General features: G+C 46.7%; 21 protein-coding genes. 14 read left to right on the top strand and 7 right to left on the bottom strand.

Annotated features, from left to right (window positions below):
- The first annotated feature begins 98 nt into the window (after nucleotides 1-98).
- The 3 genes from MKY95_RS25810 (at nucleotide 99) to MKY95_RS25800 (ending at nucleotide 2,410) form a co-directional block, all read left to right on the top strand.
- The gene (locus MKY95_RS25810; protein ID WP_036617077.1) at nucleotides 99-695 is read left to right on the top strand and encodes a restriction endonuclease; all 597 of its coding nucleotides are present in this window, start codon (nucleotides 99-101) and stop codon (nucleotides 693-695) included.
- Nucleotides 696-814: 119 nt separating this feature from the next.
- Nucleotides 815-1,042 (top strand): hypothetical protein, encoded by a 228-nt coding sequence (locus MKY95_RS25805; RefSeq protein WP_036617079.1) that lies wholly within the window; start codon nucleotides 815-817, stop codon nucleotides 1,040-1,042.
- A 120-nt stretch (nucleotides 1,043-1,162) separates the two neighbouring features.
- Nucleotides 1,163-2,410, top strand: coding sequence for a crosslink repair DNA glycosylase YcaQ family protein (locus MKY95_RS25800; RefSeq protein WP_339195061.1), 1,248 nt, complete (start codon nucleotides 1,163-1,165; stop codon nucleotides 2,408-2,410).
- 194 nt (nucleotides 2,411-2,604) lie between these two features.
- Here MKY95_RS25800 and fabV read toward each other — a convergent pair whose 3' ends face one another.
- A complete protein-coding gene (gene fabV / locus MKY95_RS25795; protein ID WP_339195059.1) occupies nucleotides 2,605-3,798 on the bottom strand; it encodes an enoyl-ACP reductase FabV in 1,194 nt (397 codons plus the stop codon).
- A gap of 203 nt (nucleotides 3,799-4,001) precedes the next feature.
- On the opposite strand from fabV, the gene MKY95_RS25790 reads away from it, so the two are divergent.
- The 3 genes from MKY95_RS25790 to MKY95_RS25780 all read left to right on the top strand — a co-directional run bounded on the left by MKY95_RS25790 (nucleotide 4,002) and on the right by MKY95_RS25780 (nucleotide 7,114).
- The gene (locus MKY95_RS25790) at nucleotides 4,002-5,282 is read left to right on the top strand and encodes an XRE family transcriptional regulator (RefSeq protein ID WP_339195056.1); all 1,281 of its coding nucleotides are present in this window, start codon (nucleotides 4,002-4,004) and stop codon (nucleotides 5,280-5,282) included.
- A 495-nt stretch (nucleotides 5,283-5,777) separates the two neighbouring features.
- On the top strand, nucleotides 5,778-6,194 hold the full coding sequence (locus MKY95_RS25785) for a hypothetical protein (RefSeq protein WP_074096159.1): 417 nt from the start codon (nucleotides 5,778-5,780) through the stop codon (nucleotides 6,192-6,194).
- A 125-nt stretch (nucleotides 6,195-6,319) separates the two neighbouring features.
- Nucleotides 6,320-7,114 (top strand): hypothetical protein, encoded by a 795-nt coding sequence (locus MKY95_RS25780; RefSeq protein WP_338706854.1) that lies wholly within the window; start codon nucleotides 6,320-6,322, stop codon nucleotides 7,112-7,114.
- Between the two features lie 99 nt (nucleotides 7,115-7,213).
- On the opposite strand, the gene MKY95_RS25775 is transcribed toward MKY95_RS25780, so the two are convergent.
- Both MKY95_RS25775 and MKY95_RS25770 read right to left on the bottom strand, forming a co-directional pair.
- Nucleotides 7,214-8,029: a class I SAM-dependent methyltransferase gene (locus tag MKY95_RS25775; RefSeq protein WP_036674482.1), complete on the bottom strand. Its 816-nt coding sequence runs from the start codon at nucleotides 8,027-8,029 to the stop codon at nucleotides 7,214-7,216.
- A 73-nt stretch (nucleotides 8,030-8,102) separates the two neighbouring features.
- Nucleotides 8,103-9,044: a YafY family protein gene (locus MKY95_RS25770; RefSeq protein ID WP_338706853.1), complete on the bottom strand. Its 942-nt coding sequence runs from the start codon at nucleotides 9,042-9,044 to the stop codon at nucleotides 8,103-8,105.
- Between the two features lie 308 nt (nucleotides 9,045-9,352).
- Between MKY95_RS25770 and MKY95_RS25765 the strand changes: the two genes are divergently transcribed.
- Nucleotides 9,353-10,786, top strand: a complete 1,434-nt coding sequence (locus MKY95_RS25765; protein ID WP_339195052.1) for a glycoside hydrolase family 1 protein — start codon at nucleotides 9,353-9,355, stop codon at nucleotides 10,784-10,786.
- A 165-nt stretch (nucleotides 10,787-10,951) separates the two neighbouring features.
- Here the strand turns inward: MKY95_RS25765 and MKY95_RS25760 are convergent, their stop codons facing one another.
- Nucleotides 10,952-11,620, bottom strand: a complete 669-nt coding sequence (locus MKY95_RS25760) for a phosphatase PAP2 family protein (RefSeq protein ID WP_338706852.1) — start codon at nucleotides 11,618-11,620, stop codon at nucleotides 10,952-10,954.
- A 169-nt stretch (nucleotides 11,621-11,789) separates the two neighbouring features.
- Here MKY95_RS25760 and MKY95_RS25755 point away from each other — a divergent pair, with 169 nt between their 5' ends.
- Nucleotides 11,790-12,362 (top strand): hypothetical protein, encoded by a 573-nt coding sequence (locus MKY95_RS25755; RefSeq protein ID WP_076252894.1) that lies wholly within the window; start codon nucleotides 11,790-11,792, stop codon nucleotides 12,360-12,362.
- A gap of 128 nt (nucleotides 12,363-12,490) precedes the next feature.
- Here MKY95_RS25755 and MKY95_RS25750 read toward each other — a convergent pair whose 3' ends face one another.
- The gene (locus tag MKY95_RS25750; protein ID WP_036617099.1) at nucleotides 12,491-13,267 is read right to left on the bottom strand and encodes an AraC family transcriptional regulator; all 777 of its coding nucleotides are present in this window, start codon (nucleotides 13,265-13,267) and stop codon (nucleotides 12,491-12,493) included.
- Between the two features lie 19 nt (nucleotides 13,268-13,286).
- Entirely contained in the window at nucleotides 13,287-13,868 is a 582-nt protein-coding gene (locus tag MKY95_RS25745; RefSeq protein WP_036617102.1) for a LysE family transporter, read from the bottom strand.
- A 206-nt stretch (nucleotides 13,869-14,074) separates the two neighbouring features.
- On the opposite strand from MKY95_RS25745, the gene MKY95_RS25740 reads away from it, so the two are divergent.
- The 6 genes from MKY95_RS25740 to mmsB all read left to right on the top strand — a co-directional run bounded on the left by MKY95_RS25740 (nucleotide 14,075) and on the right by mmsB (nucleotide 22,473).
- A complete protein-coding gene (locus tag MKY95_RS25740) occupies nucleotides 14,075-15,082 on the top strand; it encodes a substrate-binding domain-containing protein (protein WP_036617104.1) in 1,008 nt (335 codons plus the stop codon).
- 91 nt (nucleotides 15,083-15,173) lie between these two features.
- Nucleotides 15,174-16,994, top strand: a complete 1,821-nt coding sequence (locus MKY95_RS25735; RefSeq protein ID WP_036617523.1) for a sensor histidine kinase — start codon at nucleotides 15,174-15,176, stop codon at nucleotides 16,992-16,994.
- Nucleotides 16,995-17,098: 104 nt separating this feature from the next.
- Nucleotides 17,099-18,349, top strand: a complete 1,251-nt coding sequence (locus MKY95_RS25730) for a response regulator (protein ID WP_338708994.1) — start codon at nucleotides 17,099-17,101, stop codon at nucleotides 18,347-18,349.
- A gap of 319 nt (nucleotides 18,350-18,668) precedes the next feature.
- Nucleotides 18,669-19,754 (top strand): multiple monosaccharide ABC transporter substrate-binding protein, encoded by a 1,086-nt coding sequence (chvE, locus tag MKY95_RS25725; protein ID WP_036617106.1) that lies wholly within the window; start codon nucleotides 18,669-18,671, stop codon nucleotides 19,752-19,754.
- Between the two features lie 21 nt (nucleotides 19,755-19,775).
- Entirely contained in the window at nucleotides 19,776-21,341 is a 1,566-nt protein-coding gene (gene mmsA, locus MKY95_RS25720) for a multiple monosaccharide ABC transporter ATP-binding protein (RefSeq protein ID WP_338706851.1), read from the top strand.
- Nucleotides 21,310-22,473, top strand: a complete 1,164-nt coding sequence (gene mmsB / locus MKY95_RS25715; RefSeq protein ID WP_036617110.1) for a multiple monosaccharide ABC transporter permease — start codon at nucleotides 21,310-21,312, stop codon at nucleotides 22,471-22,473. Before mmsA ends, mmsB begins: the two co-directional genes overlap by 32 nt.
- A gap of 69 nt (nucleotides 22,474-22,542) precedes the next feature.
- On the opposite strand, the gene mgtE is transcribed toward mmsB, so the two are convergent.
- Nucleotides 22,543-23,913 carry a magnesium transporter gene (mgtE, locus tag MKY95_RS25710; RefSeq protein WP_051447459.1) on the bottom strand — a complete coding sequence of 457 codons (1,371 nt, stop codon included), beginning with the start codon at nucleotides 23,911-23,913 and terminating at the stop codon, nucleotides 22,543-22,545.
- Nucleotides 23,914-24,053 lie beyond the last annotated feature (140 nt).

Genomic DNA, 24,053 nt, shown 5'->3' with positions numbered 1-24,053 from the left:
TTCGATGAAGGTGGAAGTCTGATATATTTAGTGCGGTGACAGCCGTATCTGCGTAAGACGTTGGATAGAACATAGGAAATGAAACAAGGAGAATAGCTATGAACTGGAGCGAAAATGTGACCCTATGGGTCATTGGATGTATCATCATATTGTTGCTGCTGGCCTGGATTATTCGGCGTGTTATCGGGCGCGGGCAGCGGATCCGAAGTGAAGCCAATCCTCGTAAGATCACAATAAAGGACATCGACAAGATGGAGGATGGTTCGGAATTTGAATTATATCTCTATCATTTATTCGAAGAGCTCGGGTACGATGAGGTGCATAAGACAACGAGTAGCCGGGATTTTGGGGCAGATCTGGTGTTTGTTGATAGACTCGGCAGACGAAGTGTGATACAAGCGAAGCGATATGGTGCGAACCATCCCGTAGGGTTGAGTGCTGTGCAGGAGATATATACATCGATGCGTTATTATGAAGCCGACCGGTCGATTGTATTAACGTCCGCCCGTTACACCGAAGCCTGTCGGACGCTTGCAGCGGTTAATGGAGTGAAGCTGCTGGACAGGGAAGACCTGATGGAATTAATTCTGTTATTCAAAGCCAGAAGAGTGGAAGAAGCATTGGAACTGATCGAAGAAGATGATCATGAACCAATCGAGACGTGGCAGTCTCGGCGAAAGCGGCAATCCCGCTAAGTACTTGGGTGGAAGCCTTTTTAATGATGTACATCTCATTCCAGTAGGAAGCACCTTCACTTGCGTAGCTGCACATGATATATTGAGTGTATATCAACCAAAGGAGTGTGTGATCCATTATGGCACGTACACAAACACAAAAAGCATTACGCAAAGCAGAGCGGTCAGGTCAATGGTGCTCGGAACAGAGCCGAAGAGTTAACGGAGATTATGGTGCGTTATCCCAGCATGTACGGCTCATGCCTACGAAGCAGGAAAAATTGCAAAAGGTCAAACACAAGAAGCAGATCATCCAAGATGGTGGTGCTTCTTTTTATTTTGTCCATAAGGAACGGATTGCTGGATAAGTAAGACATTGAATTCTTTCTTTGGTTGGAAAGTAATCATGTGGACTGTTAAAATCAAGGTATCTTGATAAATTGGACTATAAATCCTTGTATATTTAATGAAGGGAAGAACCTATACATATGACAACAGCGCTGCACTTGAATAAAAAAATCGTTCGGCGTTTTTTGCTGCAAACGCAAGCCTTACTGGGACGTTGGCCCGCAGTTTCCTTACCTTCGGGACCTGACCAAGTTTTGAGTTTGATTCGTTCCCTTGGTTGCGTACAGATCGATCCTGTGGCTGCTGTAACCGGAAACCAGCATTTGGTGCTGGGGGCTCGTGACCCTGGTTATAATGCTGACAGCTTAAATACGTTGCTGAGTGATCACAAGGTGTTTGAATATTTTGCAAATGCTGCCTGTGTCATTCCAATCGAGGATTATGCTCTCTTTGAACCTGTGCGTGCCCGATTAAGGGAGCGTCTGGCTCCGTCCTTACAAGGTCTAGAGAAAACAGTGCAGCATGTGTTACAGCGTTTGAAGGAAGAGGGTCCTTTACCTTCCAGAGCCTTCCGTGCTGTTGAACGGGTAAGTGGTTATTGGGACAGTGCAGATGTGCCAAAGACAAAGGATACCACACTTGCTCTGAATCTACTGTTGGACTCCGCTGTGATTCGTGTGGTGGCGAGGCAGGGGAATGAACGTTATTTTCATATTACCGAATCTGAGTTGCAGCAACAGGGACTTACGATGAAAGAAGACATCGATGTGTTGGCCCAGAGACAGGCTCTGCTGGATAAATACATTCATGCGTATCGTGTTGTAGATGCCCGTGATCCCCGTCTGGGTTGGCTGAAATCTACAGCGGCTGAACGACGCGCCGATATTGCTGCACGTGTGTCAGATGGGCGAATGATCCCGCTTAAGGTGGAGGACGTGGCCACGCCTTATTATATTCGTGCTGAAGATGAGGATTTGCTGCTGCACATGGAAAGCGAAGAGCCACACTATGATCCGTCTGGCCCGGTACGTTTCCTGCCGCCGCTGGACAACCTGTTATGGAGAAGAGAACGTATTGTTGATTTATTTGATTTTCATTATAAATGGGAGATTTATACGCCAGAGGTGAAAAGAACCTACGGTTATTATGCCATGCCTATTCTTCACGGTGATCGGTTGATTGGACGTATGGACCCACGACTTGATCGCAAAACTGGAGTACTTACCGTTCGTTTGTTATCGATGGAAGAGACTGCTCCACCTGTGGAGGAATGGATTACGAATTTTCGGGAGGGGCTTCAATTCTTTGCGTCCATGCATGGAGCACGTTCCATTACTATCGAGAAGACGGTATCAAAAGAGCTGAAAAAGCAGCTTAAATCGATTTGATTAGGGGATATACAAAGGAGTGTACGGATACGGAAATTGGAATTGTTAAAGGGGGGAGGATCTAAAAAGGACAAAAAAAGGAGGAGCCAGAGGGCCCCTCCTTCTTCATTTGATTTTAATATCATATCTCTAGCATTACATCAGAAGTGCTAACGAAAACAAAAACCTAGGTTCACGTCCACGCCAAAACTTATTTAGTTCACCAGATGAGGCATTTCAACGTTGGGATCAACATCTGCTTCATAATCCACACCATCGGTTTCAAAACCAAACAGCTGGAAGAATTCGCGACGGTAACCTTCCAGATCGGACAGATCGTAGATGTTCTCTGTGGTCAACTCATTCCAGAGCTTCGCCACTTCTTCCTGAACGTCAGCTCTCATCTCCCAATCGTCAATGCGAATACGGCCTTCGGCATCGGTTGGAACTTCTCCTCCCGTATACAAGCGATCAGCGAACAGACGTTGCAATTGCTCGATGCATCCTTCATGCAAGCCTTTTTCTTTCATGACTTTGTACAATGCTGAGATGTACAGCGGCACGACTGGAATCGCAGAACTGGATTGAGTCACCAGCGCCTTGGCTACAGTTAAGTACGCACGTCCACCTTTGGCATTCAAACGATCATTCAGCTTGTGTGCAGTCGCTTCCAGATGATTCTTGGCTTGACCGATGGAACCATCACGATAAATGGCATGGGTAAGTTCAGGACCGATATAAGAGAAAGCGATGGTTGTTGCATCGTCAGCAAGCACGCCACCTTGTTGCAGGGCATCCATCCATAGTTCCCAATCGTCTCCACCCATGACAGTTACCGTCTGACGAATTTCCTCTTCGTTTGCCGGTTCGAGGGTAACGGAGCTAATTTCGCCTGTGTGGAAGTTCACCGTTTTGTTCGTGTAGGATTGTCCGATTGGCTTCAGCACAGAGTTAAATACTTCACCCGTGTTCGGATCGGTACGGCGTGCCGAGGCTACGCTGTATACAACCAGATCGACTTGACCGAGTTCACTGCGAATCAGTTCAACGGCTTTGTCTCGTGTTTCGTTTGCAAATGCATCACCTGTAACGCTGTACGATTTCAGGCCTGCTTCCTCCGCGGCTTTTTCGAATGCAGCGGAATTGTACCAGCCTGCAGAAGCTGTACGTTTCTCTGTGGAACTGCTTGGACGATAAATGCCGACTGTATTCGCTCCAGCTCCAAAAGCAGAAACAACGCGTGACGCCAGACCGTATCCAGTGGAAGCACCGATCACGAGTACATTACGCGGTCCTTTCAGCTCAGGCTGGGATTTCACATAATCAATCTGTTCCTGCACTTGCGCAGCGCAACCTACAGGATGGGAAGTGGTACAAATAAAACCACGTGTTCTTGGTTTAATAATCATTTATTTGCATCCTTTCATATTCAGCTCATGTTTCAGCATTTCGATAAAATGCTCTTACACATACATTCTTATTGTAAAACAATTACCTTGGAAACGGAAACCGTTTCGTTTGATTTCGCCGGAAGGGTGGCGTTATATCTCTAATTTTGCGATGATGTGAATAGAATGTACTCGCTTGTTAGGATAGAAAGGACAGGGATACCATGCTGAAGGAACGCATTGAACTGCTAAGCAAAAGAAAACAAATCTCCCGTAAAGACCTTGTGGAAGGTCTGGTCACGCAGGCCCACTTTGCCAATATCCTGGCGGATCGTTATCCGCTACCTGAGGACTTGGCAGAAGCCATCGCCGGGCGTCTTGGGGTATCCCCTACCTATATTCTAAAAGCTGCGGCTCAGGACGAGGATACAATTGAACGGGCAGAGGTCGTTTTTGAACAAATGTCTGTTCCAGCGTCGGCGATATCCGAAGATACGGTGCATGCACTGGCAGATCGGGATGACACGCTGACCGTTGAGCTGACAACGGCCTTGATGAAGGCGGTCTATTATCAGCAATTAAACGATGCAACGGCTCATGAGTATATACATACGTCCTACCTTAATTTTTACCTGGAGAAGTATGGTCGTCCGGATGATATTGATCTGCCGCGTCCGTTAGCCAAAGCACTTTTGTTCTATAAAATACAATATTATCGCTCCAAAATGGCCTTTGTGGATGTATTAACTCATGCAACCAGGCTCAGTGAGCTGGCACTTCCTGGCAGTGAATTCTGGCTGTCTGTGCAAAATATCAAGATGGAAGCCTACATCCAGGTCAAACAGTATGAAGAGGCAAAACAGGTATTCGAGCTTACGATGCGTCATGTCTATGATCAGCGGATGTTCCATCGGTTGTCCGGGTTATATGTGGCATATAGTGGTTATTGCTTCGCAATGGGGCTGGTTCAAGAGGCGCTCTCGGCATTAACCATGGCGGAGGCAAACCTCGTGTATGCGGGCAATCAGGGAGATCTGGTGACGGCGATTGCCAACAATCGGATTGTCATGCTGACGATGACAGGTGAACTGGATCAGGCACAGGCTGAGATTGAACGATTTGAATCGTTATTGCAGCAGGAACCGGAAGAAACACAGATCGCAATGCAGCCGCTCGTCAGTGTGTATCGATGCGAAGTAGCTCTGGCACGGAAGAACTGGGGCGTGCTCGCGCAGAGTGTAGATCAACTTTTGAAATGTGCAACAACACAGGACCAGCAGATGAGCGCAACCTTCTACCAGAGCCATCTGGCTCTTGCGCATGGAGATCGCGAAGTTTTCATGGAGCGGGCACTTGCGTGTCTGCCTTATTTTGAATCAGCGCAGCATGTCATGCGGCTTGAACCGTTATATGAGGGGATGGCTGTAGTATCCGAGGATCAGCGTAAATACAAAGAAGCCGCGATGTATTATCGGAAACTGGTCTATCTGTTACGCAAAAAATAGAGCGGAAATCGGCTTGGAAGAGCCTGATTATGACATGATTTTGTGCATTGCCAAAGCACTTGGCACAAAATATGGCCGCCAATTGTGAAATGAAGATCGGATTAGCAGATCTTTTTTTGCGGAATTAGCATAATTCTTTACCAAAGAAACGATTATCCCGTAATTCATTTGCCGGATTTTTCGTTTTTTTTGTATGCCGCCAGAAGGGTATTCAAGGACAAGCCGCGGTGTTTATAATTTAATTATAAATACGTGTTCAAAAAGTCTGGTTTTCAGTACCGAGAAGATGGAATGAAGCTAGAAATGGAGTAGCGGAGCGTAGGAGACCTACGTGAGCAACTACAATGTTTCCGAAGGAAACATACTTCGTAAGCATATGCTTATTCGGCTGAATTTCATATTCGATGCTGATGATGCCGCTAGGCATGATTCGTAATCAAAAGTGGACTTTTTGAACAACTTCTAAAAACAAATAAAACAAATGAGGTGTTTGATATGGGATGGTTCGGTAAAAAGAACAAACAGGAAGATGCGATTGCTAAAGCGGATAAAATGATGAATAAAGGACTCACTGGCATGATGATGAAAGGTTTTGTATCAAAGGAACATCGGGAGGCCATCAACCAAAGTCTGGATTCGGCAAAGCAGGCACAATTGGCCGCGAGTGGTTCGCTTCCATTAACGGCAACAGCAACGGTGGTGACGATCACCGATACAGGCAAACTGATCAATTTTGATCCGATTGTTGTGCTTGTATTGGATGTGACAGAGACCAACGGTAACCAGTATCAGCGAACCTTGGAGACACTGGTGTCCAAAATGCAGATTCCACGAGTTGGAGATCGGGTGGGATTGGGTCAGAATCCAGCGAATCCGTCCGAACTGATCTATATGGGACTAGTGTCCATTTAGAAGGTCTTTGCTTATAAGACAGTGATATCCCATGTGTATAATACGTATAACAACGATTAATAGATACATGAAACTAAAGGTATGGATAGAGATAGTAAGAGAAGGATTAAGAGAGGGTAGATCATATGGTAGGTTTCCTGAGATTCATTGGCGTATTAACTGTGTTCGGAGTGGGGTTCTCCCCATTTCTGGCACAGAAGATGTGGAATGATCCATTTATGATTATGCAGGCATGGTGGTACACTCCTGCGATTTTTGCCGGGTTTGCACTGATCTTTGTTCCTGTGATTTTGAGCAATATTTTTGGCGTAGGTCGAGTGAAGACAGGTTTACCAGCAGTTGGGGTCATTAAGACTATACAACAGACGGGGACGTATATTAATGAACAGCCTGAGGTTCGATTGGGTCTGACGGTGTCGCGTAAGGGGCGCGAGAAATACGATACCGAGATGAAAGCCGTCATTCCGCTGACCTCCATGGCACAGTTTCAGCCGGGCAGTTTCATTCCGTTAGTGGTCTCCGTGAAGGATGAGCGCAAGGTAGGGATTGATCTGAAGGGGCAATTATCACAGGAGGATATGCAGCAATTGTTGGATGAAAAGATGGTACAGCAAGGGGTATCACCTGAAATGATGGATATTGCAAGAACAGGGGAAAAAGCGATGGCCAAGATCCTTGATGTCACTCCACTTGGGAGTGGAGGCAGTAACAAGATCAAGCTTCAGCTCAAACTCAGTATAACAAAGACGAACGGTGAAACCTTCAATGTGACAACGCAAAAAGAAATTTTGTCATCTGCGCTGCCCCAGGTGCAGCAAGGTCATATCATTAACGTCATTTATTCAAGACAAGACCCAACAAAATTGGTGTTGGCATTGAATGTACAGGAGCGACAATTAAGTGACTTATTCTCTTCCTGAGGATGTAGACAAAAGGAGGTCCCACAGATCATGTTTATGACGTGTAGGACCTTCTTTTTCATTTTGGTATGTACGAGAGATGCAAGCAACGGAAGGTTTTCAAACAATACCAAGGCGCATGCGATAAGAAAAGAGTACTTTTCTGGATTCTCCGTCAAATACACGATTAGCCAGCGCTCTGAACTCGTCAGCAGCTGTTAATAGATCATCCGCTCCGAGCTTCAACGCCGTTTGCAGGCCGCCTTGGCTCAGGGCGAGATTGACATATCGATCGGCTGTGAATGTCTCGTGGTGATGAAATACGATTTCCCGGACATATCGGAACAGCCCAGACTGCTGAATCTGCTGCAAATGCCCATCCTTGCTCCATTTGTGTGCCTGACTATCCTGGGGAGCCAGACTGGCTGCTCGTTGATCTGCTTCCTTATTCAGCTGCAGATAAGCTTGTTCTAACTGCCAGTCTAACATTGGCGGCCAGTCGCAATCGTAGGCTGCAAATATGCCCCCTGTACGAAGTACACGTGCAAACTCGCGTAGTGTGGGTTGCGGCTCCATCCAGTGAAACGATTGGGAGCAGGTCAGCACATCCACACTGCCATCTGGTAGTCCGAGGTCGTGAGACAAGCCGGACACAAACCGCAGGTTATCCGGCTTCCCGGCAGATTCCCACTTGGATTCAGCTACAGACCTCATGTCATCGCTGGGTTCAAAGCCGATGATACGTTCAGCTTCATTAAGCCAGATCCACGAGGATAAGCCGGTGCCACAGCCAATATCTGCGACCATACGCGGTGTGCTGCCAAGATATGTCGTTAGAATATCCACCACTTCAGTGGGAGCAGCTGGTCGGTTCTGATCGTATAACGTACCAAAACCTTTGAAACGTTCCACATTGTTGCGTCTAATGTCTTGCATGGATAAACCTCCTTCGGGCAGATGGATGACGGAGAGTCAGCTGTGATCAAAAGTTGTATAGGCCTATATTATATCATTCATTATTGGGAAGTTTGTTCATGACGTTCTGCAAATGTTCAACGGCTTTGATATGACGTCTGAGCAATTCCTGTCCAACATGAACAGGCTCGATTACGGTCAGCTCGGAACCAAACGACAGCAGGAAGGAGTAGAGCCATTCCCCTACATTCAGTTCGAGAGAAACACGGAGCCTGCCATCAGGCTCTTTTTTAATGAGGGTGGGTTCGAAAAAATCATACACTCGGTATGCAATGTTGCTGGAGAACGAGAGTGTAAGAGGAGTCAGGACAGGAGCTGCTTCTGATTCAGGGTCGTTTGATCCGGCAGTAACAGAGTGATCGTGTTTTCTCGCCAGAAAAGTCAACTGGGTGATCCGTTTCATCTTAAATGTCTCGAATTCTTCCCGATCAGGGTCATCATGGATATATCCTTTGAAGTACCACGTACTGTTTTTGAATATAAGTTTCTGTGGCTCCACGGTTGGAATGCTCTTCTCACCATCTGAATTAACATAATGAAACGTAATCAGTTGATTCGTTAATATAGCCTGCTTCACCTGATTGAACAGTTCTCTCTCCTGCAGAGGGATGCTGCCCCATGGTGAGAAATTGAATTCGATCCAATCCAGTTTGTGATCAAAAAGGGCGGTTAGCCGTTGTAGCATATGGGCACTGTTAAGATGGGGGATCGCACTGATGCTGTATAGTCCCATCAAAATTTCATTCTGGTCTTCTTCAGACAACAGGGACTTGTCCATGACATAGTTGTCCATCAGATGGATACCGCCGTGCTTGCCGGTCGTTGTATAGACGGGAATACCCGCAGCGCTCAGACGGTCGATATCGCGATACACTGTACGTACAGAAATCTCGAACATACGGGCGAGCTCTGGTGCAGTGGTTTTCTTTTTCTCCAATAACAAAAGCAACATTCGAAATAGTCGGTTATTTTCCATGCCATAATTATACCATGACAATAGGTGTCAGGGTATGGGTGGTACACTGGTGTAAAAGTCTTACCAAGACATTTTGACTCAGATTTATAATTTGTTCTTCATTTATTGGGGAGTAGTGAAGGGGACGATATCGATTCTGAAGAAACGAAGTGTTCGCATTTATCATGGGATTTTTCCATTTAGAAATAGGAATAAAAGAAATCCGAGGATAACAGCGATCAGAAGAACGATTCGTGACCGGAACGGCTACTCGCATAATATCAAGCACTTTATACCGAAATGAGTTAATTATTAAGGAGGAACTGGTCATGACAATGAAAGAAGGATTTTACTGGGGTGGCGCTACGGCTGCCAATCAATTCGAGGGTGGATGGAACCAGGGTGGTAAGGGGCCAAGCACGTCTGACATGATGACAGGGGGAACCCACACGATTCCACGCCGGATTACGCCTGTACTGGAAGAGGGCACGTATTATCCGAGCCATGAAGCGGTTGATTTTTACGGACATTACAAAGAAGATATTGCCATGATGGCAGAGATGGGCTTCAAAATGTTCCGCATGTCCATCAACTGGTCCCGGATCTATCCGAACGGTTATGATCTGGAGCCAAACGAAGAGGGATTGCAGTTCTACGATAATGTTTTTGCCGAGTTGAAAAAATACAATATTGAGCCGCTCGTAACAATCTCCCATTATGAAACGCCATTTGGTCTGACACAGAAGTATAACGGCTGGGCTTCCCGTGAAGTTATCGATTGTTATATCCGTTATTGTACAACCCTGTTCCACCGTTACAAGGATCAGGTCAAATACTGGCTTACGTTTAACGAAATCAACTGTCTGACGATGCCGATGGGTGCTTATATGGCTGCAGGTATTCTGTTTGAAGGTAAAGAAACACTGGTCGACGGAGTGGATGATCCTCAGACTCGTTTCCAGGCATTACATCACCAATTCGTTGCGAGTGCCAAAGCGGTGAAGCTGGGACATGAGATTAACCCTGATTTCCAGATCGGCTGTATGGTTGCGTTCATGACCACCTATCCAAACACATGTAACCCGGACGACATGTTGCTCGCACAGAAGAAAGACCAAATCTCCAATATGATCTGCGGTGATGTACAAGTTCGTGGAGCGTATCCTGGATTCGCCAAACGTTTCTTCGCCGAAGAAGGTATCCAGATCGAGATGCAACCGGGAGACGAGCAGACTTTGCGTGAAGGCTGCGTAGACTTCTACTCCTTCAGTTATTATATGTCTTTGGTTGAAAGTGCGGATGAGTCCCTTGAGAGAGCAGAAGGTAATCTGCTGGGCGGTATCAAAAATCCATATCTCGAAGCTTCCGACTGGGGTTGGCAGATCGATCCAAAAGGACTGCGTTACACGCTGAATCATCTGTATGATCGTTATCAGATTCCACTGATGGTGGTTGAAAACGGTCTGGGTGCTGTCGATGTGGTAGAGGAAGACGGCTCCATTCAAGATGACTATCGCATTGATTATTTGAAAGGTCACATTGAACAGATGAAAGAAGCGGTAGCTGACGGCGTAGATCTGATTGCCTACACCATGTGGGGATGTATCGACCTGGTTAGTGCATCCACTGGAGAGATGAAGAAGCGTTATGGCTTCATTCATGTCAACAAGGACAACGACGGTAACGGAGACTTGAGCAGAACACCGAAGAAGAGTTTCCACTGGTACAAAAAAGTCATTGAATCCAATGGTGAAGAGTTATAATTTGGTGTAAAAAAAATTAGATCGGTCTGTTCCCTTAAATGGGACAAGCGGTCCATGTGGTCCTGAACGAGTTCAGGACTACTACATATGAATATAAAAGAAACCCGGTTATCCTTCAGTTAAGGAAAGCCGGGTATTTTTTTGTGTAGTTCAATAGCGGGCCGCCTAGGCCAGCCTTCTGCTTTGCAGTTGGGACATGCGCTCCAAATGCCGCCGATAAAACCATATACATGTGGAGAGCCAGCAACCACTTAAGAAGTATCCGCCTACGATATCACTTGGATAATGCACTCCCAAGTAGATACGACTTATACCAATGGTCAGTATAAATACGGCGCTGGCAACAATCATCAGCACACGTCCGGTAACGGTGGGTACATGTTTCCAGATTAGAAAGGCCAGTCCACCGTACAGGCTAAATGCTGCCATAGAATGCCCACTGGGGAAGCTGTAACCACTCACTTCAATGATCCGGTTAATGGTAGGTCTGGCACGCTGGAATACCAGCTTGAGCAATGCATTTAACAGGGTTGAACCTGCGAGCACACAAGCCAGGAAGAGCAGTTCGCGTTTGTGTCGCAGGAAAATGTATAACACAATCATGGCGATGATGGTAATGAAGACCACTGGCATTTCGCTGCCGATCCAGGTAAAAAGGTGCATGAATTGTGTCATACCAGGGGATTCCAACCCCTGAATCCAGCCGATCAGCGTGTCATCAAATCGATGAATCTGGTTGTCACTGATGGACAGGGCGATGCTTATAAAAGCGATCATGCATAACGCTGCAACGAGCAGCGAGAATGAGATATTCTTTTTCCAGTTGTGTATCAAATGTTGAGTTCCTCCGTGATGGTTGATTTCGTATGTTGTGTCCTTGCGTATGTTGGACATAACGATATTTATATTGTGCTATAATTTTACAATAAATATAGCAGCAATAAAAATATGTAACCTTAACAACGCTTATTCAAGCAGAGAATGTAGGAGGGGAGCGGTCGGAATGAAACGACGTTTGGTGATGTGCATGTTGATCTTACTGTTGGTTACGTCTGGGTTAGCTCTATTTCCCGGAGAGAGAGTGTATGCTTGCAGTTGTGTCGAGAATGATGTTCAAGAGAGATTGAAGACCTACGCAGCAGTATTTACGGGAGAAGTGGTGAATAAAGGCAATTCTCAACAGTCGAAGCATGATGGTTTATTAAGAGAGTATACCTTTGATGTAGGTACTGCATGGAAGGGGGTTAATGCCAAAAAGATGAAAATCCTCGCGAGTGACGGAGGGTCTGACTCCTGTGGCATTCAATTTGAAAAGAATCAATCCTACCTGATCTATGCTTATCAATATGAAGTGGATCATAAGCTTCATACGAATCTGTGCAGTCGCAATGTTCCAATTGAACAAGCCGGAGACGATCTGAAATTGCTGGGTGCGGGCAAGCTTGTAAGTAAAGAAGATTTTGGAGAAACCACCGATGGGAGAAGTGAATATATCCAACTCATATTATATGGTGGAGTCATTTTATTGGCAGCGTTGGCAATCGTGTGGATATGGAAACGAAAGAAAAGAATCTGATTGCCCAACGGAAAAAAAAGCTAATCCCCGTACAGAACGTTAAGAAACATTGACGTTCTATACGGGGATTTTCAGGAGTGGCGTCAAAATTATATCCATTTGGGGTCGAGATTATCGATCCGATGGAACTAGTTCAGCTGCAACATGTATTCATAAGCTGTGACACCAAATACCCGTTTGAAATGTCGATTCAGATGGGTCAGATCGACGAATCCGCAATCGGCAACAGCAGCATAGACGTCCTTCTGCATTTCGATGGATTGACGGGCACGCTCTACTTTGCAGTTTAAGAAAAACTGGTAGGGGGATATGCCTGCTTGTGCTTTGAATTCACGGATAAATTGAAACTTGGACATGCCAAATTCGGAGCTCAGGTTGTCCAGCTTGAGCACATCTTCAGTGCTGCAAAACATGATTTCCTTGGCTTTGCGGACCAGGTTGTCCTGAGGCAACCAGAGCTTGGTGTCCATTTCCTTCTGAGCCAGCAGGTGAACCAGATCGAAGACCCGTTCGCTGCACTCGGCTTCGTTCTGTCTGAGTTGAACGGCATCGTTCAGCATCAGGATCTTACGTGCAAGCTCGGGATCATAGACGATGGGACTTCCAAAACGCAATTCCTTTTTGCCGATAATCTCCTCTACCAATTCCGGCTTCAAATACAGCATCACATAGTCAATGCCAGCCTTATCATAGGAGCTTCCATCATGGGACTGTTCACGGTTAAACAACATGACACCATTTTGGTGAGACGCCTGATATTGTCCGTCCAGGTTATATTGTTGAATGCCACGCAGGGTTACGCCAACCGCATACTCTTCATGGCAATGTTTTTTGTATGCAAAATCAGTAAAGCTGGCGGATAGTGCCAGCACGTCTTGCGACTTTTTATAGTTAAACCGTTCCATGCAGCACACCTCCCAAGCTTTAGATCAATCCGGATACTATAATGGCTGAGTATAACAAAAAAAGTGCCATGAGAATACTCAGTAATTTTTGGTGGCGATTCAGCAACGTTCTGAAAACCGTGCCAAAAACAACCCAACTGGAATAGGCCAGAAATCCAATGAATGTAATGAGCACCACGAACAGAAACGATGAGAATGAACTTTGATAAAAGGGCAATACATAACTTGGAATGACAGTGAAAGTAAACAAGACCACCTTTGGGTTCACAAATTGCATGATGAAACCGTTCCAGAATCCGGTAACTTGTTTCGGTGCATCCTCGGTGGTACCCATCTTGTAGATCTGGTACGCCAGATACACCATGTACAGGCCGCCGACAATCTGCATCACCTTCAGAATTCCGGGTAACACTCCCGCAAGAAGCTGATTAAGAAAAGCTGAAGCGGTAAGCAGCAGACCAAATGCCAACGTAGCTCCCCAGACATAACGCATTGTTTTTCGTGCGCCAACGATCTGTGTAGAAGAAAGAATTACGATATTGCTGGGGCCGGGGGTAAATGTTACGACGATGCAGTAGATTAAAAAAGATGCAAGATTCATAAGGATGATGCTCTCCTCTGGTTGTAGTTTAGTTTCATGATCATACGTCCAAAGGGAGAAACCATATAGTACATTATTGCAGCAGGTACACGGTTAGCAACAGGAGCTTGCTTTTAAAAGATAAGGGGTGGTTTTCTTTTTGAATGATTGCGTTTACAATTTAGACGATGTACAAGGTGATCAGACGACTTGAGGAAGTGAACGGAATGAAAAAAATGCTACTTGTTTACATTTTGCTAATCTCAGCATTTGCGTTGTATGTATTGAGATTCGAATACACCAGTCAGGTAAACAGTTCTTGGGAGGACCGGGGGCTGCGCGGCGATATCGGAGAGACGTATATCATGATTACATTCCAGTCCGGGCTGGAGTATTGGAAGAGCCCGCTCAAAGGTTTCGAGGATGCCGCGGATGCACTTGGCGTGACCGTAGAATATCGTGGGGCTACCCGGTATGATGCGAAGGAGCAGACCATGGTGATCGAGCAGGCTATCGCTCGTAAACCTGCGGGCATTGCCATATCTGCAATCGATCCTCAATCGTTAGTTCCAGCGATTAACAAGGCAATCGACGCAGATATCCCTGTTGTATTATTTGACGCGGATGCACCTGGTAGCCAGGCCTATTCTTTTCTTGGGACAGATAATTACAAGTCGGGTGTAATGGCTGCCGATAAAATGGCTGAACTGCTGGGTCGTGAGGGAGAGGTCGCGGTATTAACCTTGCCCGGACAACAAAATCATGAAGAGCGGACGAAGGGCTTCCGCGATACGATCAAGGAGAGATACCCTTCCATGCAGATTGTTGAAGTTGCAGACGGACACGGTGATGCGATGGTATCCAGAGACGAAACACTGAGAATGATGAAGGAACATCCGGAGCTAGCGGGTATTTTTGTGACTGAAGCTACCGGAGGAGCAGGAGCGGGTGAAGCCGTTCAAACTGCGGGGGACAGACATCCATTGCAGATTATTTCGTTTGATACAAATAAGGCTACATTGGATATGATCAAGAATGGTACGATCTCAGCTACAATTGCACAGGGAACCTGGAATATGGGATATTGGTCACTCCAATATCTGTTCCATCTGCATCACCAGTTAACGGTCCCTGCCCCATCCTCATCCGGTGAAAATGCACCGCTTCCCGTGATGGTGGACACAGGGATATCTGTGGTGACACGCTTGGATGTGGATGATTACTATGCCAAATAACAAAGGAGATTTCAAGAGTCCAAGGCCTTGGAGCAGGAGAGCGATTCTCTCCACTTTCAGGAACGGGATTCGGCGTTTACGCTTGCGTAATATGCCCCTTCGGTACCAGCTGATGCTGCTTTTTCTGTTATTCGCCATTGTGCCTTCCGTAGGGCTTGGGTTGCTTGTGAACTGGACGGTGGAGCGGGTTGTTGAACGACAGGTTGAAGGGCATACCATGCAACTGATTGGCAAAGTGAATGAAGCTCTGAACAGCAAAATGGAGAATTTGCAAAACATGACCTATCTGATTGCATTTGACCCGGATATTGATGCTTTTATGAACGACAAAATGCCACTGAATGATGAAGCAGGTATCGAACCGATGAACATGGACACCAATGCCGAAACGGAGCAAAATCGGTTATATGGCATCAAACAAACCTTGCAGGGGTTCACAACATTGTATCCTGAAATCGCCGGGATTGTTCTCGTCAATGCAAATGGTGACTATATTAGCAACGAGATGTATCCCCGAGCGGAACAGAGCCTGATCCAGGAAAATTGGTACCAAAAAGCTTCGGCCAATCCGGGCATCTTCATGGTGTTGGGTCAGCCGAAAGAGCGTAATCTCACGACACATGTACGCTACAAGGATGATGAGATTGTATCGGTTGCACGTTCCATAACAGATGAAGCGTCAGGACGTGTGCGGGGTGTTATTATGATTGATCTTAAACTAAGGTCCGTCTCTCAGGCTGCCCGTAATGTAACCTTGGGGAAATCCGGTTATGTGATGGTGACGGATGCAGAAGGTCAAAGTGTATACAAGCCGGAGCACCCGCTAATAGAACACATTCCCACAGACTGGTTCCCCTCCGGTGAGAGTGGAACATTTACCGCCGATACAGAAGGTGGAACGTTATTATTCATGTATCAGTCGTCTACCTTTACGGGTTGGAGAACGGTAGGGGTATTTCCCACAAGAGACTCGATATCCGAAGTACGCCAAATCCAGTTTTACGTGGTTAGCTTTGTATTTGTGGTGTGTTTGTTTGGCCTGAGTGCCTCTTTATGGTTCTCCCGTTCCATTGCTCAGCCTATTTTCCGGCTCATGTCCTATATGCGCAGGGCGGAGACTGGCAATCTCAGACCAGGTCGCTGGAGCGATCGCGCTGACGAGATTGGCATGCTTGGCAACAGTTATAACCGAATGCTGGCACAGATTAGACAACTGATATCACTAAATGAATTGAGGGAGCGGCAGAAGCGCGACGCTGAAATGCGAAGTTTGCAGGAGCATATCAAACCACACTTTTTATACAATACCTTGGATACGATTCATTGGATGGCACGCAAAGAAGGTGCAGAAGATGTGTCCGGCATGGTTGGCGCGTTATCTCGATTATTTCGCATAGGGCTCAGTAAAGGACAGGATTACATTCCACTGCACTCCGAGCTTGAGCATATGACCAGCTATCTGCAAATTCAGCAGACACGATACCGCGATCGTCTTCAGTATACATTGAATATTCCAGAGGAACTGCGGGACCTTTTTGTGTTAAAGCTGCTGCTTCAGCCCCTGATAGAGAATGCAATCTATCATGGAATCAAGGGCAGGCGTGGGCCGGGACACATTCGGGTGGAGGCCAGATTGGAACATAACAGACTGCTGCTGACCGTTCAGGATAATGGAGCAGGCATGTCCAACGAACGACTGGCCGAGATGCAGCAGCTGCTCGAAGCTCCTCTAGCAAGTTTGGAAGCGTCTTCGCCTGGGATGACAGGCAAAAGTTATGGAATGTTGAATGTGCAGGCCCGTCTCCGGCTGTCCTTTGGCGATGAGTACGGTATTGAACTGGAGAGCCAGGAAGGTGAAGGAACGAGTGTGACCATCATTCATCCGTTGATGCGAGAGCTCCCACCAATCTAGCAAATCAATAATGAAGAGAGGCAGGAGAATGAATGGGAAAATTCATAAAATCGACCGTGACAAATTCCACTGAAACAGATGAGACATCCGCATCGACCACAGTAATGGAGATTACGCCGGATAGCCATGTGGCGAAGAAATACCGCGTGCTCATCGCTGATGATGAACCGATCATTCGTGAGGGGATTCGGGATGCCATTGACTGGACAACTCTTGGGATGGAGGTTGTTGGTGAAGCGGAAGATGGCGAGGAAGCGCTGGAACGGGCGGCTGACTTGGGTGTGGATATTGTTCTCGTTGATATGAATATGCCATTCCTGAACGGTATCGAACTAATCCGTGCCCTTCAGCAGAAGTGCTCGGGCTGTCGTTACCTGATCATCTCGGGACATGATGAATTTGCATATGCGCAGGAGGCGGTTCGTCTTGGCGTAGAGGATTACATCTTAAAACCTGTGCAAGCAGAACAATTATATGCTGCACTTGAGCGATTACATCAGCGACTTACTGAAGAGCACCAGAGGACGGCATATGTACAACAGGCAGCTCATCAGATTGAACGTAATATCCCGTTGCTTCGCCAGCGATTTATGCTGGAGTGGCTGGAGGGGCAGGCTGAAGGGAGGGATCTGACGGAGCAGCTTGTGTTTTTGCGGTTACCCGCCGTCCCACCTGTGCAGATTGGGGTCGTACGCTGGCCTGCCGCTGAAGCTCGTCAGACGATACTGAGAGAGAATGATCGTCAGTTGTTTCTGTATGCAGTGGAAAATATAATTAGTGAACTGCTGGGGGACGTGCCACATGTCCTGTTTCGGGACGTAAGCGGGTTGATCGGCATATGTCTGTGGCAGGAAGCCCCTGAAGAAATAGAGTCCCTTCTGGAACAGCAGATCAGTTCTTGCCTGAATATTGCCATTCATGCTCATGTGGAGACACATGCAGGGACACTGGAAGAAACGCCGGATACGTACCGTCATTGCCGGGAACGGGTATACGGGGAAGTGCAGTTGTCGCCTCTGGTTCGCCGGGCAAGACAACTTATTCACGAGGAGTATGCCGAGCGGGAACTGACTCTGGAATCGCTCGCTTCCCGTCTACAAGTATCTGCCGTGTATCTTAGTCGTGTGCTGAAGAAAGAGCTGAATGATTCCTTTGTCACACTTGTCACGCATGCTCGTATTCGCAAGGCTATACAGTTATTAGATTCAACAACACTGCCGATTCACACCATAGCTGAGCGTGTAGGTTATGATACCCAGCATTATTTCAGCACTGCATTTAAGAAAACAATGGGCATTTCGCCAGTGCAGTATCGAAAGAACGGGGGAACGGCTTATCATCCTTCTGCGAATTAAATATCGTATTACAGTGGTTCATTCAGATGTGTGATAAATGAGATGGATGTGTTCTACTTCGTGTGAAGCGAAGTGGAGCATGTCCTTTTTTTTTTGACTCTGGAATGGTATCTCATGGATCACACTTTACTTTAAGCGTTTCCATCAAAAGTTAAATTTTTATAAAAAAGGTTCAAAACGTGCAAAGACCTTGCAGTATCTCCAATGCTACTATTGGTCTCAGATAGGAACACCAAGCAACAGAATGTACCACATGCATTGTAAGCGTTATCTTATAACTCAATCAGAACCGTATGATGTGAGGAAAGGGGAACTTCATATGAAAAAAGGAGCAATGCTCATCTGGCTTCTGGTGATGACCTTGATGCTCTCGGCCTGCAATCTGGCAGAGAGTGGGCCAGGCAGCAAAGAAAAGGGATATGTCGGTATATCGATGCCAACCAAATCATCAGAACGATGGGTGGGAGACGGGGAGAACATGGTCCGTCTGTTTCAGGAGCAGGGGTACAAAACCGATCTTCAGTATGCTGAGGACGTGGTTGAAAATCAGATTTCACAGATTGAAAACATGATCACCAAAGGTGTGGATGTGATGGTCATCGCGTCCGTGGATGGCAACACATTAACGGATGTGATCAAGAAGGCACATGACGAAGGGATACAAGTGATCTCGTATGATCGGCTCATTCGTAATACGCCATATTTAACCTATTATGCCACGTTCGACAATTTTAAGGTGGGTGTGCTTCAAGCCTCCTACATCGAACAAAAGCTTGGGCTCAAGGATGGAAAAGGACCGTATAACATTGAGCTGTTTGGTGGCTCTCCTGATGATAATAACGCCTATTTCTTCTTCGACGGTGCGATGTCTGTCCTGAAGCCGTACATCGATTCCGGCAAGCTGGTCGTGCGCAGCAAGCAGATGACGATGGCCCAGATTGCAACCTTGCGCTGGGACGGTGCACTGGCCCAGTCACGGATGGATAACCTGCTGAGTGCGTATTACTCGGGTGATAATCTGGATGCAGTATTATCTCCTTATGATGGAATCAGTATTGGTATCATTTCATCCTTGAAAGGGATTGGTTACGGTACTTCGAACAAGCCGCTACCCGTTATTACAGGACAGGATGCCGAACTTGCCTCAATTAAGTCAATTGTGGCCGGGGAACAGACGCAGACGGTGTTCAAGGATACACGGAAGCTAGCGGAGAAGACGGTAGAGATGGCCAATAGTATTTTGCAAGGAAAACAGGCAGAAGTTAATGACGAAACATCATATAACAACGGAATTGAGGTTGTTCCGGCGTATCTCTTGGATCCAATCTCAGTGGACCGTACAAATGTGGAGCAGGATATCGTTGGTACACAGTATTACACGAAGGAAGAAATCGGACTGAAATAATAAATGAAAGGAGCACATCCCATGGCCGGAATCATTCTGGAAATGAAAAACATCACCAAAACCTTTCCTGGCGTCAAAGCACTGGAAAATGTCAATCTGAAAGTCCGTGAAGGCGAGATTCATTCCATATGTGGTGAAAATGGCGCAGGTAAATCTACGTTGATGAAGGTACTGAGTGGTGTATATCCACATGGCACGTATGAAGGCGACATTTTATTTCAGGGCAAAAATTGTGAGTTCAAGGATATTAAGCAGAGCGAGGATCTGGGAATTGTCATTATCCATCAGGAGTTGGCCCTGATTCCCTACCTTTCAATCGCGGAAAATATATATTTGGGCAATGAGCGTGCCAGCAGAGGAATTGTCAACTGGAAGGAAACTTATGTAGGTACACGAGAACTGCTCTCGAAGGTGGGACTGAGCGAAAATCCAAACACGCTGGTATCCAGCATCGGTGTAGGCAAGCAGCAACTGGTCGAAATTGCGAAAGCGCTCTCCAAAAAGGTGCGGCTGCTTATTCTGGATGAGCCAACCGCTGCGCTGAACGAGGACGACAGTGAAAATCTGCTGCAATTGATGCTGGAATTCAAGAAACAGGGCATCGCCTGTATCCTGATCTCACACAAGCTGAATGAGGTATCCAAGGTATCCGATTCCGTAACTATTTTACGGGATGGCAAGACAATTGAGACGTTGGATATGAAGAAGGAAAAAGTGACGGAGGACCGGATTATTAGCGGAATGGTAGGACGTGATCTCACCAGCCGTTATCCGGAGCGTCATGCCACCATTGGTGAAGTTATCCTTGAGGTAAAGGACTGGACGGTATATCACGAACATCATGCCGAGCGAAAAGTACTGGATCAGATCGATATGAATATCAGACGTGGTGAGATTGTAGGTATTGCCGGGCTGATGGGCGCTGGGCGTACCGAGCTTGCCATGAGTATCTTTGGCAAATCCTATGGCCGGAATATTTCGGGGCAACTCATTAAGAATGGTAAACCGATCCACAACAATACCGTCACGGAGGCCATTCAGAACGGCTTTGCTTATGTGACAGAAGACCGCAAGGAATACGGACTCATTCTAATGGATGACATCAAGCGCAATATTTCTTTAACGGGTCTGAGCAAGCTGACGCGAAACGCAGTAGTGAATGAGCGTGAAGAAGTACTGGTGGCGGAAAAGATGAAGAAAAGCATGAACATCAAAGCACCGAGCATTTTGCAGAAGACTGGTAATCTGAGTGGAGGCAACCAGCAAAAAGTGGTGCTCAGCAAATGGATTTTTGCCGGACCAGATATTCTTATCCTGGATGAACCTACCCGCGGTATTGATGTGGGAGCAAAATTCGAAATCTATACGATCATTCATCGGCTTGCTGCTGAAGGCAAGGGCGTACTGGTAATCTCATCCGAGCTTCCGGAGGTTCTTGGCCTGTGTGACCGGATTTATGTGATGAATGCCGGACGAATCACCGGTGAAGTCAGCCGGGAGCAAGCATCGCAGGAAACGTTGATGAGATATATGACCAAGTCTGGAGGCGGCAAGCATGGAAATGATAACAAAGCTGTTCAAAAATAATATCCGTCAATACGGCATGATTATTGCCTTGGTAGTGATTATGCTCTTGTTCGAGGTACTGACAGGCGGGCTGTTGCTCAAGCCGATTAATATTACCAATTTGATTTTGCAGAACAGTTACATTTTGGTGCTGGCGATCGGAATGGTGCTGGTCATCATTACCGGGCATATTGACCTGTCTGTTGGTTCCATTGCAGCCTTTGTTGGTGCCGTTGCCGCGATTATGATGGTTGATTGGCAGCTTCCGGCTTGGCTTGCAGTCATCGCTTCCTTGCTGGTTGGGGCTTTGATCGGTGCATGGCAAGGCTTCTGGATCGCCTATGTGCGAATTCCGGCATTTATCGTGACGCTTGCAGGGATGCTGCTTTTCCGCGGCTTAACGATGATCGTGCTGGAGGGGCAATCGATCTCTCCTTTCCCGGGTGGATTCCAGAAAATAAGTTCGGGCTTTCTGGCGGACATTCAATTCTCAGGTTTTGGTCTGGTATCTATCATTGTGGGTCTTGTGCTCACCGTTTGGTACATTGTCAATGAACTGCGGGAACGCCGTTCCCAGCGAAAATATGGATTCGAGGTCGTGTCAAAGGGACTATTTTTGCTCAAGTTGATTGTGGTGGCTGTTGTGACAAATCTGTTTACGTTTGTACTCGCAAGTTATGCAGGTATTCCAAATATCCTGGTCCTGCTGTTTGTCCTGATCGTTGTGTACTCCTTCGTTATGAATCGTACTGTCATGGGACGGCATGTGTATGCGCTTGGAGGTAATGAGAAGGCCGCAGGTCTGTCTGGGGTCAAAACAAAAAAGGTAACCTTCTGGGTTTTCGTGAACATGGGTACACTTGCCGCGGTATCCGGGTTGATCTTCGCCGCACGTCTGAATGCGGCTACGCCAAGAGCGGGTACCAACTTCGAGCTGGATGCCATTGCGGCCTGTTTCATCGGTGGTGCTTCCGCTTCAGGGGGCATAGGTACGGTATTTGGTGCCATCATCGGTGGTTTGGTTATGGGTGTGCTGAATAACGGGATGTCCCTGATTGGTCTCGGTATTGACTGGCAACAGGGGATTAAGGGATTGGTACTGCTGCTCGCTGTAGCGTTTGATATCTATAATAAAAATAAAAGATCGGCGTAACACTTGGTAAAATGAAAAAACAGACCTTGATCTCAGGATCAGGTCTGTTTTGCTGTATGCACAACTTATTTACATCAAGGCATCGAGGAAACGTGTGGCGATGCCAAAATAGATAAACAGGGACAAGATATCATTCAATGTGGTGATTAACGGGCCTGAGGCAACAGCCGGGTCGACTTTGAAACGACTAAGTAGAAGCGGGATGCATGTACCGGTCAGTGTACCAATGACCAGAGTGAGGAACAGAGATACCCCAATAATGGCGCCCAGCAACCAGTCTCCTTGCCAGAAATAAGCGATGACAGTGATCAGTAATCCACATACCAAGCCGATCATTATGCCTACCTTGATCTCCCGACCAATCAGTGCGAGTACGGTGGCTTTGTCGAGCTTGCGTCCGATCAGTCCGCGTACCACAACAGCCAGAGACTGCGTTCCTGTGTTACCGGTCATACCTGCAATCATCGGCATGAAAAATGCCAGTGCCACAACCTGATTGAGTGTATCCTCGAAGAAATCCACAATACTTCCCGAGATTAGACCAATCAATAGAAGCAAGATGAGCCAGGGAAGCCTGCGTCTGACGGCCACGAGTGGTTTGGTATCAAAGTCGATATCCTTGCTACCGCCCCCCATCTTGGCCAAATCTTCACTGGCTTCATCCATAATAATATCGATGACATCATCCATCTGAATGATACCGCATAACCTGTGATTTTCATCCACGACCGGAAGTGCAATAAACTCATAACGCTGTAGAAGCTGTGCTGCTTCTTCCTGGTCCATATCTACCGTTGCATGGATCACCCGCCGGGTCATCAGTTCTTCAACCTGGGTCTTATCGTCAGCCAGGGCAAGGGATCGATAACTCACGACACCGACCAGTTTGCCTTCATTATCGGTTACATAGAGATAACTGGAGGCTGAGATATGCATGGTACCTTGCGATTGTCGTAAGGCTTCCTTGGCTGTCTCATGAGCGAGCAGGGTCCGATATTGATCTGTCATGATGCGTCCTGCCGTTTCCGGCGGATAATTAAGCACGGATCGGATAATGGCAGAGTGATCCAGGTTCATGTTGGAAAGCAATTCTTCTCTGCGTTTGGCAGGCAAATCGTGCATGAATCGGATCAGATCACTTTTGTCCATCTGCTGCATGACTTCAAGCGTTCGTTCCGGCCCAAGTCGTTCAAACAGTTGAATCTGTTCGTGCAGCTTCAAGGTCTCGGCGAGATCCGCCAGAGCATCGGGTTTGAACAGGAGCAAAAACCGATTGGTTTCTTCTTCAGGGAACTTTTTATATACAAGTGAGAGGTCGTAGGGATGCAGTTCTTTCACCAATTTATAGAAATCGGGAAGGTTCCGGGATTGTACATGTTGCACGAGTTGTTCGGTGATCTCCTCCACGGAGAAATCTTTCTTGGTATGAGGTCCGTTCATATCGACACTCCTTTCTATTCGGTCAGCTTCATATTTTTAAACGAAATGGGTTGGGAATTAAACAAATGGAGAAAAAATGAGAGTCCCAAAATGATATTGTAATCTTGCTCAAACATTCGATATGGGCTTACAAACAGCCA

This window comes from Paenibacillus sp. FSL P4-0176, from assembly GCF_037975265.1.
GTDB classification, from domain to species: domain Bacteria; phylum Bacillota; class Bacilli; order Paenibacillales; family Paenibacillaceae; genus Paenibacillus; species Paenibacillus amylolyticus.
The sequence above is the reverse complement of the archived record's forward strand: the minus strand, read 5'-3'. Positions and strand labels throughout refer to the sequence as shown.